This window comes from Rheinheimera oceanensis (genome assembly GCF_018831085.1).
Taxonomy (GTDB): Bacteria; Pseudomonadota; Gammaproteobacteria; order Enterobacterales; family Alteromonadaceae; genus Alishewanella; species Alishewanella oceanensis.
Genome location: NZ_JAGPNM010000002.1, coordinates 327272 through 344932, shown reverse-complemented (window position 1 = coordinate 344932; position 17661 = coordinate 327272). Strand labels below are relative to the sequence as shown.

The 17661-nt window shown below is 49.3% G+C and carries 13 protein-coding genes; 12 read left to right on the top strand and 1 reads right to left on the bottom strand.

Going from position 1 to position 17661, the window contains the following annotated elements:
- Nucleotides 1-3: 3 nt before the first annotated feature.
- The 8 genes from metL (at nucleotide 4) to argH (ending at nucleotide 11952) form a co-directional block, all read left to right on the top strand.
- Nucleotides 4-2403, top strand: a complete 2400-nt coding sequence (metL, locus tag J3B89_RS06180; RefSeq protein ID WP_215396644.1) for a bifunctional aspartate kinase/homoserine dehydrogenase II — start codon at nucleotides 4-6, stop codon at nucleotides 2401-2403.
- Between the two features lie 16 nt (nucleotides 2404-2419).
- Nucleotides 2420-3319: a methylenetetrahydrofolate reductase gene (gene metF, locus J3B89_RS06175; protein ID WP_215396643.1), complete on the top strand. Its 900-nt coding sequence runs from the start codon at nucleotides 2420-2422 to the stop codon at nucleotides 3317-3319.
- A 147-nt stretch (nucleotides 3320-3466) separates the two neighbouring features.
- Nucleotides 3467-6448 carry a diguanylate cyclase gene (locus J3B89_RS06170; protein ID WP_251372265.1) on the top strand — a complete coding sequence of 994 codons (2982 nt, stop codon included), beginning with the start codon at nucleotides 3467-3469 and terminating at the stop codon, nucleotides 6446-6448.
- A gap of 141 nt (nucleotides 6449-6589) precedes the next feature.
- On the top strand, nucleotides 6590-7630 hold the full coding sequence (argC, locus tag J3B89_RS06165; protein ID WP_215396642.1) for an N-acetyl-gamma-glutamyl-phosphate reductase: 1041 nt from the start codon (nucleotides 6590-6592) through the stop codon (nucleotides 7628-7630).
- The gene (gene argB / locus J3B89_RS06160) at nucleotides 7623-8393 is read left to right on the top strand and encodes an acetylglutamate kinase (protein ID WP_215396641.1); all 771 of its coding nucleotides are present in this window, start codon (nucleotides 7623-7625) and stop codon (nucleotides 8391-8393) included. Before argC ends, argB begins: the two co-directional genes overlap by 8 nt.
- Nucleotides 8394-8436: 43 nt before the next feature.
- Nucleotides 8437-9351 (top strand): ornithine carbamoyltransferase, encoded by a 915-nt coding sequence (locus J3B89_RS06155; RefSeq protein WP_215396640.1) that lies wholly within the window; start codon nucleotides 8437-8439, stop codon nucleotides 9349-9351.
- 7 nt (nucleotides 9352-9358) lie between these two features.
- Entirely contained in the window at nucleotides 9359-10567 is a 1209-nt protein-coding gene (locus J3B89_RS06150; RefSeq protein WP_215396639.1) for an argininosuccinate synthase, read from the top strand.
- Between the two features lie 5 nt (nucleotides 10568-10572).
- Nucleotides 10573-11952, top strand: coding sequence for an argininosuccinate lyase (gene argH, locus J3B89_RS06145; protein WP_215396638.1), 1380 nt, complete (start codon nucleotides 10573-10575; stop codon nucleotides 11950-11952).
- Nucleotides 11953-12026: 74 nt separating this feature from the next.
- Here argH and J3B89_RS06140 read toward each other — a convergent pair whose 3' ends face one another.
- Nucleotides 12027-14639 (bottom strand): penicillin-binding protein 1A, encoded by a 2613-nt coding sequence (locus J3B89_RS06140; RefSeq protein ID WP_215396637.1) that lies wholly within the window; start codon nucleotides 14637-14639, stop codon nucleotides 12027-12029.
- 153 nt (nucleotides 14640-14792) lie between these two features.
- Here J3B89_RS06140 and J3B89_RS06135 point away from each other — a divergent pair, with 153 nt between their 5' ends.
- Genes J3B89_RS06135 through J3B89_RS06120 form a run of 4 tightly spaced genes read left to right on the top strand, consistent with a single transcriptional unit; the run spans nucleotide 14793 to nucleotide 17579 of the window.
- Nucleotides 14793-15872 (top strand): pilus assembly protein PilM, encoded by a 1080-nt coding sequence (locus J3B89_RS06135; RefSeq protein ID WP_215396636.1) that lies wholly within the window; start codon nucleotides 14793-14795, stop codon nucleotides 15870-15872.
- Entirely contained in the window at nucleotides 15860-16456 is a 597-nt protein-coding gene (locus tag J3B89_RS06130; RefSeq protein ID WP_215396635.1) for a PilN domain-containing protein, read from the top strand. Before J3B89_RS06135 ends, J3B89_RS06130 begins: the two co-directional genes overlap by 13 nt.
- Nucleotides 16453-17046 carry a type IV pilus inner membrane component PilO gene (locus J3B89_RS06125; protein ID WP_215396634.1) on the top strand — a complete coding sequence of 198 codons (594 nt, stop codon included), beginning with the start codon at nucleotides 16453-16455 and terminating at the stop codon, nucleotides 17044-17046. The genes J3B89_RS06130 and J3B89_RS06125 overlap by 4 nt, the downstream gene beginning before the upstream one ends.
- Complete coding sequence (locus J3B89_RS06120) at nucleotides 17043-17579, top strand: pilus assembly protein PilP (RefSeq protein ID WP_215396633.1); 537 nt, start codon at nucleotides 17043-17045, stop codon at nucleotides 17577-17579. The genes J3B89_RS06125 and J3B89_RS06120 overlap by 4 nt, the downstream gene beginning before the upstream one ends.
- The last annotated feature ends 82 nt before the right edge of the window (nucleotides 17580-17661 follow it).

Sequence of the window (17661 nt, the reverse complement as noted above, 5' to 3'; positions counted from 1 at the left end):
ATAATGCAAATTGAAGTAAAACAACAATTCAGCCCGGCAGCCCAGGTGCATAAATTTGGTGGCAGCAGTTTAGCCAGTGCACAGCGGTTTGCTGCAGTGGCTGATATTTTACAGCAACAAAACCCCCAGCAGGCGCTGTGGGTGGTAGTATCGGCGCCGGGTGATACTACCGATGCCTTACTGGCTATTATTGCTGCGGCAGAAAATATAGCCGTGCGTGATGCGGCGCTGAATGCCCTGCAAGTTCAACTGACGGCAATAGTGCAGCAAACATTAGCGGCAGAGGCCGCTGCAATTGTCTCCGGGCAACTACGGCAATGGCTGGCGGCTGTGCCGGACGCACTGGTACAGCAACAGCTAAATGATGTACTGGCAATTGGTGAGCGTTTGTCGGCGTTATTACTGAGTGAATTACTGAAACAGCGCGGGCTTAATGCCGTTGCGGTGGATGCGCGTGATTTTCTGCGTTTAAAACAGCATCAGCCAGACTGGACAGCATCAGCAGCATTACTGGCTGAACAAACGCAGCCAGACTGTATTCATGTTGTTACCGGCTATATAGCCCGTGATGATAAAGGCCACAGCATTACTCTGGGGCGTAATGGCAGTGATTATTCCGCTACCTTGCTTGGTGCGCTGGTGCAGGCCGCAGAAGTAACAATCTGGACCGATGTTAAAGCTATATATAGTGCAGATCCGCGCAAAGTGGCCAGTGCAGTACCATACAGCCAGGTTAGCTGGCAGCAGGCCTGTCAGTTGGCGCAACTGGGTAACCCGGTATTGCATGCCCGCACCTTAGCACCATTGACCGGTACAAATACCGTATTGCAGGTACGCAGCAGCTATGAACCGGCACAAGGTGGCTGTTGCGTAGTGCAGCCAGGCCTCACTGAACCGGGCGCTGCACAGCAGGGTTTTATTACTGAACTGAATGACGTTACTTTATTAACACTACATCAGGACACTGCCATTACTGCAGCCAGACTGGCGTTAGAACTGCAACAGCCGGTTATTGAGCTGTCACAGCAAGGCGACAATCTGTGCTGGTTGCTGCCCGCAGCTTGTGCAGAGCAGGCACTGGCCTGGCTGGCAGAGTTAAACGTACATGCGGTATGGGATACGCAGCGTTACTACGCTGTGGCATGGCTAAAAGCGGATCAGACACAACAGGCCGCAGTGGCTGACCAACTGTTACAGCAGCATGCGGTATTACACCGCTATGAAAATGCCCGGCAACTGATTTGGCTACTGGGTGCGCCCTTGCCTGTAGCAGTGTTACAGCAGTTGCATCAGCAGTTAATTTTGCCAACACCGGCGTTACAGCTGGTGGTAGCCGGTGCCGGCAATGTAGGCGCTGAATTTCTCAGCATGCTGGTAACGCAGCAGCAACGTTTTGCCGCTAAGCTGAAGCTGAATCTGGCAGCTGTACTGAATTCGCGCCGCGCAGTGCTGGCAGACAATATAGCAGTGACTGACTGGCAAACTGCACTGGCTGCAGGCGACAGCTGGCATGCAGAGCAGTTAACGGCTTATTTGCAGGCCTTACCTGCGCCTAAAGTGCTGGTAGATATTACGCCCAGCAGTGACTTTGCCCGTTTGTACCCTGCATTTATCGCTGCCGGTTGCGATATTATCAGTGCCAATAAACAGGGCGTAACCTTGCCGGGTGCTGAGTATCAGCAGATTATGCAGGCGTTGGTGCAGCATCAGCGGCAATGGCTGAGCAACACCACCTGCGGCGCCGGTATACCGGTGCAACGTACCTTGCAAGAATTGTTAAGCGCCGGTGATCAAATAGCAGAAGTCAGCGGTATTTTCTCCGGTACGCTGTCATGGTTATTGTGCCAGTACGATGGTAGCAAGCCGTTTTCTGATTTTGTACTGGATGCACAGCAAGCAGGCCTGACAGAGCCGGATCCACGCGATGATTTATCCGGCAAAGATGTACAGCGCAAACTACTGGTGCTGGCCCGCGAGCTGGGGGTAACACTGGAGCTGGACGACATTAAATTGCAACCGTTATTACCAGAAGGGCTGGAACAAGGCAGTTGGCAGGATTTCTGGGCGCAGCGTGACATACTTGATACAGAGCTTGCGGCAGTGTTTGCTGCGACAAAAGCTCAGGGCGGAGTATTACGCTATGTGGCTGTTTTATCGCTGCAGCATGGCAAGGTAAGGGCCAGTGTGTCGTTGCAGCAGGTTAGTCAGGATCACGCACTGGCAGCAATAGCGCCTTGCGATAACGTCTTTGTGATCCGCTCTGGCTGGTACAATGCTAACCCGTTGGTACTGAAAGGTCCGGGCGCTGGCCGGGTAGTTACTGCCGGTGGTTTGCATGCAGATCTGGCCGTGCTGATTAATCAACTTATTGGCAAGGCTGCTATGCCTGCCTCACTGACGTAACAGAAAGAGAGTCGTTATGGCATTTGCAAATGCACAATATTTAGACGCAATTAACCGCAACCTGCAGGATGTCGAGGGCAAGGTTAACGTCAGTTTTGAGTTTTTCCCGCCGAAAACGCCACAGATGGAGCAAACCCTGTGGCAGTCAATTGAACGGCTGGCGCCGCTGGCGCCATCTTTTGTTTCGGTAACCTATGGTGCTAACTCCGGTGAGCGTGATCGTACACACGATATTATTAAGTCGATTAAACAGCGTACCGGCTTAATTGCCGCGCCGCATTTAACCTGTGTCGATGCCAGTAAAGAAGCGCTGATTGATATTGCCCGGGACTACTGGCAAAACGGTATCCGGCATATAGTGGCGCTACGCGGCGATTTACCGCCCGGCAGTACGTCAAAGCCGGATCTGTACGCAGCAGATTTGGTAGCAATACTGCGTTCAGTAGCTGACTTTGATATCTCGGTAGCGGCATACCCTGAAGTACACCCCGAAGCGCCTAATGCCCAGTTTGACTTGCTTAATTTAAAGCGCAAAGTTGAAGCCGGAGCATCACGTGCTATTACGCAGTTTTTCTTTGATAGCGAGAAATTTTTACGCTACCGCGATCGCTGTGCTGCCATAGGCATTGATGTTGACATTGTGCCGGGCATTTTACCGGTGACTAATTTTCAGCAACTGAAAAAATTTGCTGCTCTGACTAACGTAGCGGTGCCGCATTGGATGCATAAAGCCTATGAGGGCCTGGAAAACGACACCACCACCCGTAATCTGGTGGCGGCTAATATTGCTATGGAAATGGTAAAGGTATTAAGCCGTGAAGGTGTGGATCACTTTCATTTTTATACGCTTAACCGCAGCGAGCTGAGTTATGCCATTTGCCACTTACTGGGAGTCAGACCACAAGCTGCGGTATAAACTGCTTTAACACACCTGCGCCCGTGATAAAACGGGCTTTTTTCATTAATAAACGGACTTTTGCCGGGTTGGCGCCAATTGAAAATTGGGTTAATCTGAGCGGCATTATTGCTTTAGCAATTACTTAATGAACAGGGATGAGTAGTAATGTCTGAAGTTCTTAGCTGGCGCTTTGCTGCCAGACACTCATTAATGCGCCAAAGCTGGCTGGTACTGCTGTGCATCAGCCTGAGCTTTTTTGCCAGTGCCAGCCCGGCCAAATTAAGTAATTATTTTCAGGAAAGCTGGACTACCCGCGACGGCCTGCCGCACAACACCATAAACAGTATCAGTCAAAGTGAAGATGGCTACCTGTGGATAGCCACCTGGGAAGGTCTTGCCCGCTTTAATGGCCGGGAGTTCAGTATTTTTGGCCGGGGGGAGCTTACAGGGCTGCCTGACTCCGGTATCCGGGTATTGAATAAAGATAACGACGGTAATGTGCTGATTGCAGGATCGCGCGGAGGTTTCAGCTTGCGTTCGCCAAACAGCTGGCGTAGCTGGGCGCCGTTTAATGTATTACTGAATGCGGTTGTTCAGGATAAGCACGGGGCTTTTTGGCTGGCCAGTGAGGGGCAGGGGTTATTCCGGCAGGCAACAGATGGCAGCCGCATACGTTACACTCAGGCTGATGGCTTACCCAGTGACGTTATTCACAGCTTATTGATTGATAACAATGGCCTGCTATGGATTGGTTCTGGCCGGGGGCTATCCTGGTTGGATACCGCAGCAACACAGCCTGACATTATAACTGTTAAAGAGATGCCTGCCGCGCCGGTATTTGTGCTGGCTATACACAAAGAGAAAATTCTGGCGGGTACTGAACAGGGGCTGTTTAGCTGGTTTAACGGCGAGGCTGTGTTGCTGGATGCAGAGTTAGCAGATTTGCCAGTATCTTCATTACTGATAAATGGCAATCAAATCTGGATAGGAACCACTGACCGGGGATTATTGCGATACAGCGAGCTGGGATTAGAGCAGTTAACAATAGCGGGTGGGTTGCCAAATAACCGTATTTTGTCGCTGTATCTGGATCGTGAGCAAAGCGTTTGGGTTGGCACTAACGGTGGTTTATTCCGTTTACGCGATGCCCCTTTTGTTACTTACACCGCCGAACTTGGCCTGGCCGGAGATTATGTCCGCAGCGTAATGGCGCACAGCGATGGTTCAGTCTGGATTGGCAGCAGCCAGGGTGTAAGCCGTTTAGCGGGGCAACAACTGCAAACATTGGATTTATCTGCAGCCAGTCGTGGCCAGTCGGTATTAAGCCTGGCAGAGGCTACTGATGGCTCAGTGTGGATTGGTACCTACACAGACGGTGTGTTGCTGTGGCAGGATGGCAAGGTTACCCGTCGCTTGGATCGGCAAAATGGTTTATTGGCCAACGAGGTCCGGGCACTGTTACCGGCAAAAGATGGCGGGCTTTGGGTGGGAACTGCGCAGGGGCTTAATTATGTAGGTGCTGATGGCATAAAAAACTTTACCACTGCAGAGGGGTTGCCGGCACCATTTATTATGGCTTTGTACCAGCATAGCGACGGCCGGTTGTTTATCGGTACCGGGGCTGGTGTGGCCATTATGCAACCAGATGGCAGCATAACACAGGTTGATTTCAGCAATCTGGACGGCGCTGAGTACGCATTTGGTTTTGCATTGGATACTGGCGCGGATGCCATTTGGATGACAACCGACCGCGGCCTGGTTTATTACGCTTTGAACAGCGGTGAGCTGAAAATGCTCGGCCGCAATGTTGGTTTACCGTTTGATAAGCTATTTCAGGTGGTGATTGACAGACAACAGCACCTGTGGATTAGCAGCAACAGGGGCATACTGCGGCTCGAGCGCGAGCATATTGCAGCCGTGCTAAACGGTAAGCATCAGCATCTTGACTATGAGCTATTTGGCGAAGGTGACGGTATGCAAAGTGCCCAGGCCAATGGCGGCTCTATGCCTGCCGCTACATTGGCTCAGGATGGTGCAGTGTGGTTTGCTACCTCCAAAGGTGCCAGTAAGGTGCAACCTCTGGTGTTAAAACGCTTTGCGGCAAATATCCCACCGATAGTGATCGAAAGCTTGAAAGTTAATGGTACTGAAAGGCAGTTAACTTCTTCAATTCAGTTAGCTGCCGGAGTCAACCGGCTGGAATTTGCCTTTGCCGGGTTAGGCTTTGTTATGCCACAGCGCATTCAATATCGTACTAAGTTGCAGGGGTTTGATTCTGACTGGGTTGAGCGCGGCTCACAAAATATAGCCGAATATACCAATCTGCCACCCGGTGAGTACCGCTTTTTAGTCAGCGCAGCTTATCCGCAAGGGGGCTGGAGTGAAGACGAAGCCAGCCTGAGCTTTACTATCTTTCCTTATATCTGGCAAAGGCCAGGTTTCTGGCTGGCTATAGTAGGTTTGATCACGCTGTTTGGCCTGATAATACTGCGCTGGCGTCTTAACACTTTGCGCCGGCGTGAGCAATTACTACGTTGGCAGGTAGCGGAAAAAACCGTTGAATTACAACAGCAGGCAGATCATTTGCAGGCTGTAGATCAAGAGCGCTCGGCACTGTTGGTGCAATTAAAACGTCAGGCTGAAGAATTTGAGCAGCAGGCCCGGTGTGATGCATTAACCGGGCTGGCAAACCGCCGTGCCTTTGATGAAGCGCTGGCGCGTGAATGTGCGCGTTCACGGCGCAATAATTTACCTCTTTGCCTGGTGCTGCTGGATATTGATCATTTTAAACAGGTAAATGACAGTTACAGTCATAGCATTGGTGACGAAATTCTTAAGTTGGTAGCGGCTGAAATTAGTAGCCACTGCCGGACCGACGATACCGTAGCGCGCTGGGGTGGGGAAGAGTTTGCCATATTGCTGCCAAACACCACGCTAAAAGTAGCGCAGGATATTTGTGAACGCATGCGCCAGGCCGTTATGCAGATTGACTGTGCTGTTTTTGCCGCAAAACTGCGTATTACAGTAAGTATGGGCATTGCTGAGTTTGCCGGAGAGGCGCACTATGATAAGTTGTTATCTCGTTCTGACAGTGCGCTGTATAAGGCGAAACAAAACGGCCGTAATCGGGTCGATATCGCTGTCTAAGCGTTATTGTTATTAATAGTGTTTGTATAAAAATTCATAAAAACAGAATAATAATTCTTGAAACTGCATGGCGGCCGTTCTACACTAGCGGCTGTTTCGTGCTATACCTATACGTTATTTACTGTTCGAGAGCCGTATCCGATGTTATCAACTGACAAATCTTCTTCTTTAGTACGCAGCATTGTATTAGGTGCTGCCGGTTACAGCGGTGCTGAACTGGCAGTGATTTTAGCGCGCAATCCTTATTTTGAACTTGTTGCTGCTTATGCTTCGGCCGGGCGCAGTGCAGAGTTGTTTTCTTCTTTATATCCGCGTTACAAACAGCAGCTGGATATAATGGTGCAGCCGTGGACAGACGAACTGGCCAGCGGTTTAAACGGAAAAATTGATGTAGCATTTCTGGCGCTGCCGCATGAAGCCAGCGAAGCCGTTACGCCGTTGCTGTTAGCACAAGGCATAGATGTGGTGGATTTATCCGGCGCATTCCGGTTGAAACAACCGCAGCTTTATCCGCAGTATTATGGTTATCAGCACCAGCATCCTGAATTGCTGGAAGAGGCGGTGTATTCATTAATGGAATGGCAAAGTGCGCCATTACCGCGGTTAATTTCGGTACCCGGCTGCTACCCGACAGCCTGTACTTTAGCGCTGTTACCACTGCTTAAAGCTGGCTTGGTCGCGGATAACTGCATCCCGGTAATTAATGCTACCAGCGGTGTATCCGGTGCTGGCCGTAAAGCTGCACTTAACACCTCATTTTGTGAAGTAGGCTTAAATGCCTATGGTTTCTTTAAACACCGCCACCGGCCGGAAATTGAACAAAACCTGGGCTGCAAAGTGGTGTTTACGCCGCATCTGGGCAATTTTAAACGCGGTATTTTAGCTACCAGTGTAGTGACATTAAAAACCGGCGTTACTGTTGAGCAGGTAAACAGTGCATTTAGCACCGCCTATGCAGGTAAACCTCTGGTTCGTTTAGTTACGCATTCACCTAATGTGGCTGACGTTGCCGGTACACCGTATTGTGATATTCACTGGCAGCAGGATGGTGAGCAGTTAGTGGTGGTGTCGGCTATCGATAACCTGTTAAAAGGTGCGGCGGCTCAGGCTATGCAGGCAGCTAATGTGCGTTTTGGTAAGCCGGAAACGGCTGGTTTGTTTGCCGGGGTGAGCCATGAGTAATACGCCTCTGGTACTGAAAATGGGCGGCCGGTTGTTGCAGGATAACAATGCGCTGGATGCTTTACTGGCTGTGTGTGCCGAATTAAAACAGCAGTACCCACTGGTGCTGGTGCACGGCGGTGGTGATCAGGTTGATCAGTGGCTGGCCAAATTCGGTTTTCATACTGAAAAGCTTGATGGTCAGCGTATTTCCCCGGCGGAGCAAATGCCGGTGATTGCCGGAGCTTTAGCCGGTGCCGTCAATGCGCATATGGTAGCGCGCGCTTCGTTACAGGGTTTAAATCCTGTCGGGTTAACCTTGTCAGCCGGTAACAGCTGCCGCTTTGAATTAAATACTAAACTGGGTGCTGTCGGTGTGGCTAAACCACAAGACGGCAGCTTATTACAAAATTTATTATCTGCTGGTTTTACACCGGTATTCAGTTCTGTTGGCCATGGCGAGCAGGCGCAATTATTAAATGTAAATGCCGATTTAGCAGCTGCGGCTATTTGCCAGCTGGTACAAGGCCAGTTAGTACTGTTAACAGACGTACCCGGCATTTTAGATGGCGAAGGCAAGCTGATAAACGAGCTCAATAGCAGTCAGGCTGCAGAATTAGTAACCCAAGGTATTATCAAAGGCGGCATGAAAGTAAAACTGGATGCCGCTTTAGACACTGCTCAGGCACTGCGACGAAGTATCACTGTCGCGGGCTGGCAACACCCGCAAGATCTGTTAAATCTGATGCGACAGCAAGCCGTAGGCACGCGCATCGTCTGTTAGTCCCTTAAACAAGGATGCCGCACTGGCGGCAGGTCAGCTGAAAATGAGTAAACTGAAACAACTATTGAGTCTGGCTGAATTAAGCCCGGCCATGCTAAACGATTTGCTGAATTTAGCACTAAAGGTAAAGCAACAACCGGAGAAATACACCCAGGCCCTGGCGGGGAAAAGCATAGCGCTGATTTTTGAAAAGCCATCGCTGCGTACCCGTGTCAGTTTCGATGTGGGTATTTACAAGCTTGGCGGCCACAGCGTGTATCTGGACCAGCAAAATGGTGCTATGGGTAAGCGCGAGACGGTAGCCGATTTTGGCCGTAATCTGGCGTGCTGGACCGATGCGATAGTAGCCAGGGTATTTTCGCAGCAGACATTAGAACAACTGGCACAGGCCAGCCACAAACCGGTGATAAATGCGCTGAGTGATTTATACCATCCTTGCCAGGCGCTGGCCGATTTACTGGCGTTAAAAGAGCGTTTTGGCGATCTGACCAAAGTACATCTGGCCTATGTTGGCGATGGCAATAATGTATGCCATTCGTTAATGATTGGCGCGGCTTTATCCGGCATGAAAATGACGGTAGTAACCCCACAAGGTTTCTCGCCTGATGCCCAGGTATTATTACGGGTACAAAAAATAGCCTTTGAAACCGGCGCTGTGCTGGAACTAAGCCCACATTTATCTGCCGCAGCCGGTGCTGACGCTATCTATACCGACACCTGGTTATCGATGGGCGATAAAGCAGATCCGGAGCAGATTGAACGTGTGTTTAAGCCATACCAGATCAACACTGCCGTGATGCAACGCCTGGCGGTGAAATATTTTATGCACTGTTTACCGGCGCATCGTGAACACGAGGTTACCAGCGAGGTACTCGACAGCGAAGCGTCACTTGTTTTATTGCAGGCGGAAAACCGCATGCATGCCCAGAATGCTGTATTAATCAGTTTATTTGCGTGAGGACACTATGAGTATCAAAAAAGTCGTTTTAGCCTATTCCGGCGGTCTGGACACTTCGGCCATAGTGCCGTGGTTAAAAGACAACTATAACTGTGAAGTTATCGCCTTTGTTGCTAACGTTGGTCAGGGCGATGAAGAGCTGGCCGGTGTCGAGCAAAAAGCTATTAACTCCGGTGCCAGCAGCTGCCATATCGTTGACTTGCGCGAAGAGTTTGTTAAAGAAGTGATTTACCCGACACTGAAAACCGGTGCCGTGTACGAAGGTCAGTATCTGCTGGGTACTTCTATGGCGCGGCCGGTCATTGCCCGTGCTCAGGTAAAACTGGCCCTGGAATTGGGCGCTGATGCTTTGTGTCATGGCTGTACCGGTAAAGGTAATGATCAGGTACGTTTTGAAGGCGCTTTTGCCGCACTGGCACCACAACTGAAAGTTATAGCCCCCTGGCGTGAGTGGCAGTTTAATTCACGTCAGTCACTGCTGAACTATCTGGCAGAGAAGAAGGTGCCAACTACAGCATCTGCAACCAAAATATACAGCCGCGACGCCAACCTTTGGCATATCTCGCATGAAGGCGGCGAGTTAGAAAACCCCTGGTGTGAACCATCAGAGCAGGTGTGGATGTGGACCAAGTCACCCGAGCAGGCGCCGGATCATGCTGCCTATGTTGAACTGAGTTTTGCCAAAGGCGAACTAACTAAGATTAACGGCCATGATATTGCACCGGTAGCTGCGATTGAATTACTGAATGAAATTGGTTCAGAGCATGGGGTTGGCCGCATTGATATCGTCGAGAACCGCTTAGTTGGTATGAAATCGCGTGGTTGTTATGAAACACCAGGCGGTACCATTTTAATGGCTGCATTAAAGGGGTTAGAAGCGCTGGTGTATGACCGCACATCACTGAAATACCGTGAAGAAGTCGGTCAGGAATTTGCCCAACTGGTATACGATGGCCGCTGGTTTACGCCATTAAAAGATGCATTGCTGGCAGCGGCAACTTCGCTGGCAGAGCAATTAACCGGTGATGTGGTAATTAAGCTATACAAAGGTAATGTTACCGTGGCTAAGCGTCGTTCACCCAACTCGCTGTACTCAGAGGCCTTTGCTACCTTTGAAGGTGATGAAGTGTACAACCAGAAAGACGCGGCCGGCTTTATCCGCTTGTACAGCCTGGCAAGCCGGATCCGGGCATTACATCAGCAACAAAAAGGTTAATTATTATGGCAATGTGGGGCGGACGGTTTCAGGAAGCAACCCTTGCTGAGTTTCGCGACTTTAACGACTCGCTAAGCTTTGATTATCTGCTGGCGCAACAGGACATTCAGTCCTCACGGGCCTGGGCACAGCAACTGGCACACGCCGGTATTATCAGCAGCGATGAGGCAGCGCAGCTCGATGCCGGGTTGGCCGATTTAGCGGTGGCGATAGATGCAGACGCTAAACTGCCGCTGCAAACCAGCGAAGAAGATATTCACAGCTGGGTTGAGGCACAGCTAACGGCTAAACTGGGTGCAGTGGCGAAAAAGCTGCACACCGGCCGTAGCCGTAATGATTTGGTGGCTACGGATCTGCGCTTGTGGAGCAAACTGAATGCGCAAAGTGTGCGTCAGTCAATACTGGGTGCCATCGCAGCCTTGCTGACCTTTGCCGAGCGTGCTGGTACTGCGGTAATGCCGGGTTTTACCCATTTGCAGCGGGCTCAGCCGGTTTTAGTAGCGCACTGGGCACTGGCCTATGTAGAGATGTTTAAACGCGATGTCAGCCGCTTAGACGATGCTTTAACGCGGATGGATGTTTGTCCGCTCGGTTGCGGCGCCTTAGCCGGTACCGGTGTGGCGGTTGACCGCGAGCTACTTGCACAGCGGCTGGGCTTTGCCGGCGCTGCACTAAATAGCTTAGATGCGGTATCAGATCGTGATTACGTGGTGGAGTTATCCGCCGCTGCCAGCATTTGCATGACGCACTTATCGCGTTTATCTGAAGACGTGATTTTCTTCTGCTCCGGCGAAGCGGGCTTTTTCAAACTGGGTGATGCGATAAGCTCCGGCTCATCGTTAATGCCACAGAAGAAAAACCCTGACGTGTTTGAACTGCTGCGCGGTAAAACCGGCCGGGTATTGGGCCACCTGGTCGCCATTTTACATGTACTGAAAGGCTTACCGCTGGCCTACAACAAAGATATGCAGGAAGACAAACAGGGCTTTTTTGACCTGATGGCCACCTGGCAACAATCTTTACTGGTACTGGCCACCGTATTGCCACATTTAAGTGTCAACGAGTCGCAGTGCCGTCAGGCGGCAGAGCTGGGCTACAGCAACGCCACCGATTTGGCTGATTACTTAGTCAGCAAAGGTATGCCGTTTCGTGATGCACATGAGGTAGTGGGTGAGCTGGTTGTACATGCTGCCAAGCAACAGCTGGCGCTGGAAGCTTTGCCGCTAAGTGAGCTTAAACAATTCAGCGCATTAATCAGCGAAGATGTTTATCCGGCACTGCAACTGGAAGCTGGTTTACAAAAACGCGCTGCCCTGGGCGGTACCGCACCGCAGCAAGTGCTCGCGGCCCTGGCACAGGCAAAGCAGTGGTTTGAATCAGCCTGATTGTTGTCACGTTGATAATAAAGACAAAAGCCCGCAATGCGGGCTTTTTAATCAGCTAAAGGCAATAGAACAAATCAGAATAACTCTACTTCCTCTTCGTCCTGCTTTTTATCCTGCGCTTTATCAAAACTGATTTGCTGAATATTGGCGGTAGCATACTGCTTAGGTTCAGTACCGGGCTTAAAGTACTCAAAAGCACTGGTGTGATCGGTACGGTTAGTCAGCAGGCCGGTTTGCAAATCAATCCGCACGGAGGACAAGCCAACAGGCACATTCATAGGCTGCTCGGGATATTGCGGTAAAGCCGTTTTCATATAGGCAAGCCAGGCAGGTAACGCGGTGCGGGCACCTGATTCTGTACCGGCGCTTTGTTGCTGGCCCATATTCGCATGCCATAAAGCACGGCCCAGGCTGCGGTTGGCATCGTCAAAACCCACCCATACTGTGACGGCAAGATCAGGCGTAAAGCCGGAGAACCAGGTGTCTTTCGAATCGTTGGTGGTACCTGTTTTGGCAGAGATATCGCGCCGTTTTAATTGCTGCACCCGCCAGGCTGTACCATTCCAGCCGGTACCGTGTTGCCAGCTGCCGCCACCCCAAATGCTGCTTTTCAGTGCGTCAGCAATAAGAAAGCTATTTTGCTCTGAGATAACCTGCTCAGCCTGTTTTGCTGACTGTTCTACGCTGGCTTGCTGGTTTAATGGCGTATCCAGCGACAACGTATTAAATAACTGATCCATTTGTGCTTCGGCATCAACAGGTTGCTCTGCAGTTTGCCGGGTTGCAACAGATGCAGTTTCACAGTCGCGACAGGCGGTTACCGGCTTGTGCTGATACAACAATTCACCGTCTTCGCTCAGTATTTTTTCAATAATATAAGGGCTAACCAGATAACCACCATTAGCAAATACGGCATAGCCTGTTACCAGTTCCAGAGGTGTTAAGGAAGCCGAACCTAATGACAGGGTTTCATTGCGTGGTAAATCACTGGCGGTAAAACCAAACCGCTGCAAATGGGCAATAATATTGTCTATACCCACCGCTCTGAGCAGGCGGACAGATACCACGTTTTTCGACTTAGCCAGTGCTTCACGGATGCGGATTGGGCCATCGTAAACTGCCGGAGAGTTTTTTGGCCGCCAGGCAATACCGGCATTACTGTCCCATTGATGAATAGGTGCATCATTCATAATAGTTGCCAGTGTATGCCCGTGTTCTAAAGCTGCAGAATAAATAAAGGGTTTGATGTTTGAACCCACTTGCCGTTTGGCCTGAGTAACACGATTAAACTGGCTTTGGCTAAAGCTATAACCACCAACCAGCGAGCGGATTGCACCACCGTGCGGGTCAAGCGCGACTATGGCGCTGCTGGCCTGGGGTACCTGGCTCAGGCGCCATTGGTCGTTCTGCTGACGTAGCAGGACATGTTGTCCGGGCTTAACAATAGCAAAAGCCGTTTTAGGGGCTACACCCTGGCGTTCATCAGTCTGAAAAGTGCGTGCCCACTTCAGGCCGTCCCATGGCAAGGTTACTTGCTGGCCGCCGGCAATAACGGCGTCAGCACTTTGTTCATGCACCGCAGTGATAATGGCCGGGCGTAAATCCTCAATACTGCTTTGTTTATCAAGATATGCCAGGATTTCTTCTGTGCTAAGCGGATTTTCCTGTTCAAATTTGTGCTCTGCGTTGTCAGTTTCTACCAGAGTTGACTGCCATACCTCTGCTACCGGCCCTCTGTAGCCATGGCGTTCGTCATAGTCATACAGGTTTTGCTGCAACGCTTGTTTGGCTTCTGCCTGCTGAACGCTTTGAATAGTGGTAAATACCTGTAAACCAGCAGAGTAGGCGGTTTCTTCGCCGAAGCGGTTAACCATGTCCTGGCGCACCATTTCAGCAATATAAGGGGCAGAGGCGGTGATCTGGGCACCGTGCAGGCGGCTGGTAACCGGGGCGGCAATGGCAAGATCGTATGCGGCTTTGTCAATCACCCGGGTTTCCAGCATACGGCCAAGCACGACATTACGCCGGGCTCTGGCATTAGACGCTGAGCGTACAGGGTTAAGTGCAGAGGGCGCTTTAGGTAAACCAGCAATAATGGCAATTTCGTCCAGGGTTAATTCATGTACCGTTTTGCCAAAATAAACCTGAGCTGCCGCGCCAACACCAAAAGATCGCTGGCCCAGCTCTATTTTGTTCAGATAAAGTTCAAGGATCTGATCTTTGGTAAGCAATTGTTCTATATGAATAGCAAGAAAAATTTCTTTGATTTTCCTGACTATTTTCTTTTCGCGGCTTAAAAAGAAGTTTCGTGCCAACTGCTGCGTAATGGTACTGGCGCCCTGGCTGAAATCACCAGAGGAGGCGACTACTGAAATAGCACGGAAGATACCAATGATATCTATACCAGGGTGTTCATAAAACCTTGTATCCTCAACAGCTAAGAATGCTTCTACCAACAAAGGCGGCATTTCTTCCAGTTTAAGCGGAATACGGCGTTTTTCACCAAATTGTGAGATCAGTTCTCCATCTGCAGTAAATACCTGCATTGGCGTTTGTAGTCTTACATCCTGCAAGGTGGTGACGTCCGGAAGATCATCTTTAAGATAAAAGTAGATCCCAGCGATCGAAATGATGCCAAAAACGATCATCAGCAGGCTAAGAATTAAGAATTTTTTAACCCAAGACACTGAATAGCCCCAATTTTTACTCCCAATTCCTTTACAACGCTGCTAGTATATATTTATTAGCATTAGATTAAACGCTTTTTCTTGCCAAAAATTAGCGACTAAGCTATCAATGAGACAATTATAATCATAACTATAAATTGATCGCAGGGTGCTATGATAAATCGCCTGTTTAGCAAACAAACACCCATGATGGTTGGGATTGACGTTGGTGCGCACTCCGTCAAAGCGGTGTTACTTAGCCAGCATAATGGCGTTTACAAAGTAGAAGCCGTTGCAGTTGAACCCATGGCAAAAGGTGCTATGTCTGATCGGGAGATCCAGGACATAGAAGCCGTAGGTAATGTGCTTAGCAAGATCCGTAAAAAGATCCCCCGCTCCGTAAAATTTGCTGCTGCCGCCGTTTCCGGATCTACCGTGATCAGTAAAATCATTTTCATGGATGTGTCCTTAACGGATGCTGAATTGGAAAGCCAGATTGAAGTAGAAGCTGATACCTTAATTCCTTACCCGTTAAATGAAGTTAGCCTGGATTTTGAAAAGCTGGATGTTAACGAAGCCGATCCTTCTAAAGTTAATGTACTGTTAAGTGCTGCCCGCACTGAGAGCATAGAAGCGCGCGTTGCCGCTTTAGAAAATAGCGGATTTACTGCCAAGGTAGTGGATATTGAAAGTTACGCCCTAAGCCGCGCAGCACAACTATGTCTGAAGCAGTTACCTGACGATGCACATAAAAAGGTGGTTGCTATGGTAGACATCGGCGCCACTATGACATTACTAAGCATTATGGAGAATGGCAAAACCCTCTATACCCGCGACCAGGTATTTGGTGGCGATCAATACACCCGCAGTATTTTATCTTATTACAATAAAAGTTATGACGAAGCTGAACAGGCTAAAGTGAACAGCGATTTACCGCCAAACTACACCTTTGAAGTGTTGGCACCTTTTCAGACTATGTTGCTGCAGCAGGTTCGCCGGGGTATTCAGATGTACCTTACCAGCAGTGGTAAAGACAGTGTGGATTATCTGGTGCTGTCTGGTGGCACAGCGCTGATAGAAGGCATTGATAAACTGCTGATTGATGAACTGGGTATTCATACTGTGGTTGCTAATCCTTTTAAAGCGATGGAAGTGGCGACTTCTGTAGATCGTGAGCAGCTTAATCGTCATTCCTCCCAGCTGATGGTTGCCAGCGGTCTGGCGTTAAGGAGTTTTTCCTCATGGCATATATAAACCTGTTGCCGTGGCGGGAAGCTGCGCGTAAAGAGCAACAAAAGCAATACCTGACTGTACTTACGGCAACAGCAGTGATGAGTTTTTTGCTGATGTTTCTGGTAAACATAACTTACAACGCCCGTATTGACGGACAAACGCAGCGTAATCGTTATCTGGAAAATGAAATTAAGGTGCTGGATCAACGTATAGCGGAGATCCGTACACTAAATGATACTAAGAAAAACTTACAGCAGCGTATGTCGCTGATTGAACAATTGCAGGGCAGCCGTAATTTGGGTACGCAAATTATGGATGCTATCGCCAAATCTGTACCTGCCGGAGTTTACCTGACTCAACTGGATAAAAAAGGTACCGCTTTGCTGTTGATAGGTAAAAGCGAATCTAATAACCGTTTGTCGAATTTGTTACGCGAAGCAGAAGAATCGGAATTACTTTCCAGCCCCTTGCTGGAATTTATTGAAGCTGGCAAAGACAATACCAGTTTATTAAGTAATTTTAAGATGCACCTCAAAGTTGAAGGTTATGAAGCAGTGCAGGGCTCTGATGCTACTGTAACTCCGGCAAAAGGCGGTGCTAAATGAATCTGAATTTATCTGAAATTGATATCAATGATTTAGATTTTCAGAATATGGGGTCATGGCCTGTGGCAGCAAAGATCATTTTTGCTGCAGTGCTTGCGCTTCTGGTTTTGGCACTCAGTTATTTCCTGCTGGTTGACAGCAAGATTGATGAGTTAGCTTTTGCACAAAAAAAAGAGGTTGAGTTACGCCAGCTGTATCGCAACAAGTATGCATCTGCAGTAAATCTGGATCTGTATAAACAGCAAATGGTTGAAATGGAGCAGACATTTTCATTTCTGTTGAAACAGTTACCAACAACGCATGAAACGCCTGGCTTGCTGGATGATATTACCTATGTTGGAACCACCAGCGGTTTAACCTTTATCCGCATCAACTGGGAACCGGAAATAGAAAAAGAATTTTATACTGAATTACCGATAAAAATAGAAGTAGTCGGTGACTACCACCAGTTTGGTAATTTCGTCAGTGAAGTCGCTAAGCTGCCACGTATTGTAAGCCTGCATGACTTCTCTATTCAGACCGAACCAAATGAACGGCTACGCTTTAACGTAGTGGCAAAAACCTATCGTTATAAAGAGGTTCAGCCATGATCAGGCCATTGTCTGTTGTTACGCTAAGCTTGCTGTTAAGCGGTTGTTTTAATGATCTGAGCGGTGTGCAGCAGTACATTGCTGAGGTAAAAGCCAGCACCAGAGCCCGCGTTGAACCACTGCCGGAAGTTAAGGAATTTGTTCATATTCCTTATCGTTCTCAAAACTTACGCAGCCCCTTTGCTGCGCCAAGGCCTGAGGCTGTGCAGGATAAGTTTTTGCAGGTGCAGGACTGTTTACATCCAGACCCAAGGCGCAGAAAAGAACCTTTAGAGAAATACGCGCTGGATAACCTAAAGATGCGTGGCACCCTGGGCGATACCGGTAATATCTGGGCGCTGATTGAGGCTTCTGACAAAACATTACATCGGGTGACCCTGAACAACCACGTGGGCTTGTTTCATGGCCGGGTCATTAATGTTGAGCCTACTCATATAGAGTTGCTGGAACTGATCCCCGATGGTGCAGGGTGCTGGAAAGAACGGACGACCATGTTACAGATGATTGATATGTCATCAGTAGCGAGTAATTGACAGGTATGCGAGTAAATCATGGATAAAATAATCAAAATAATGTCTGGCAGACTCCGGCACACGGCAGTGTGTTTTGCAGCCT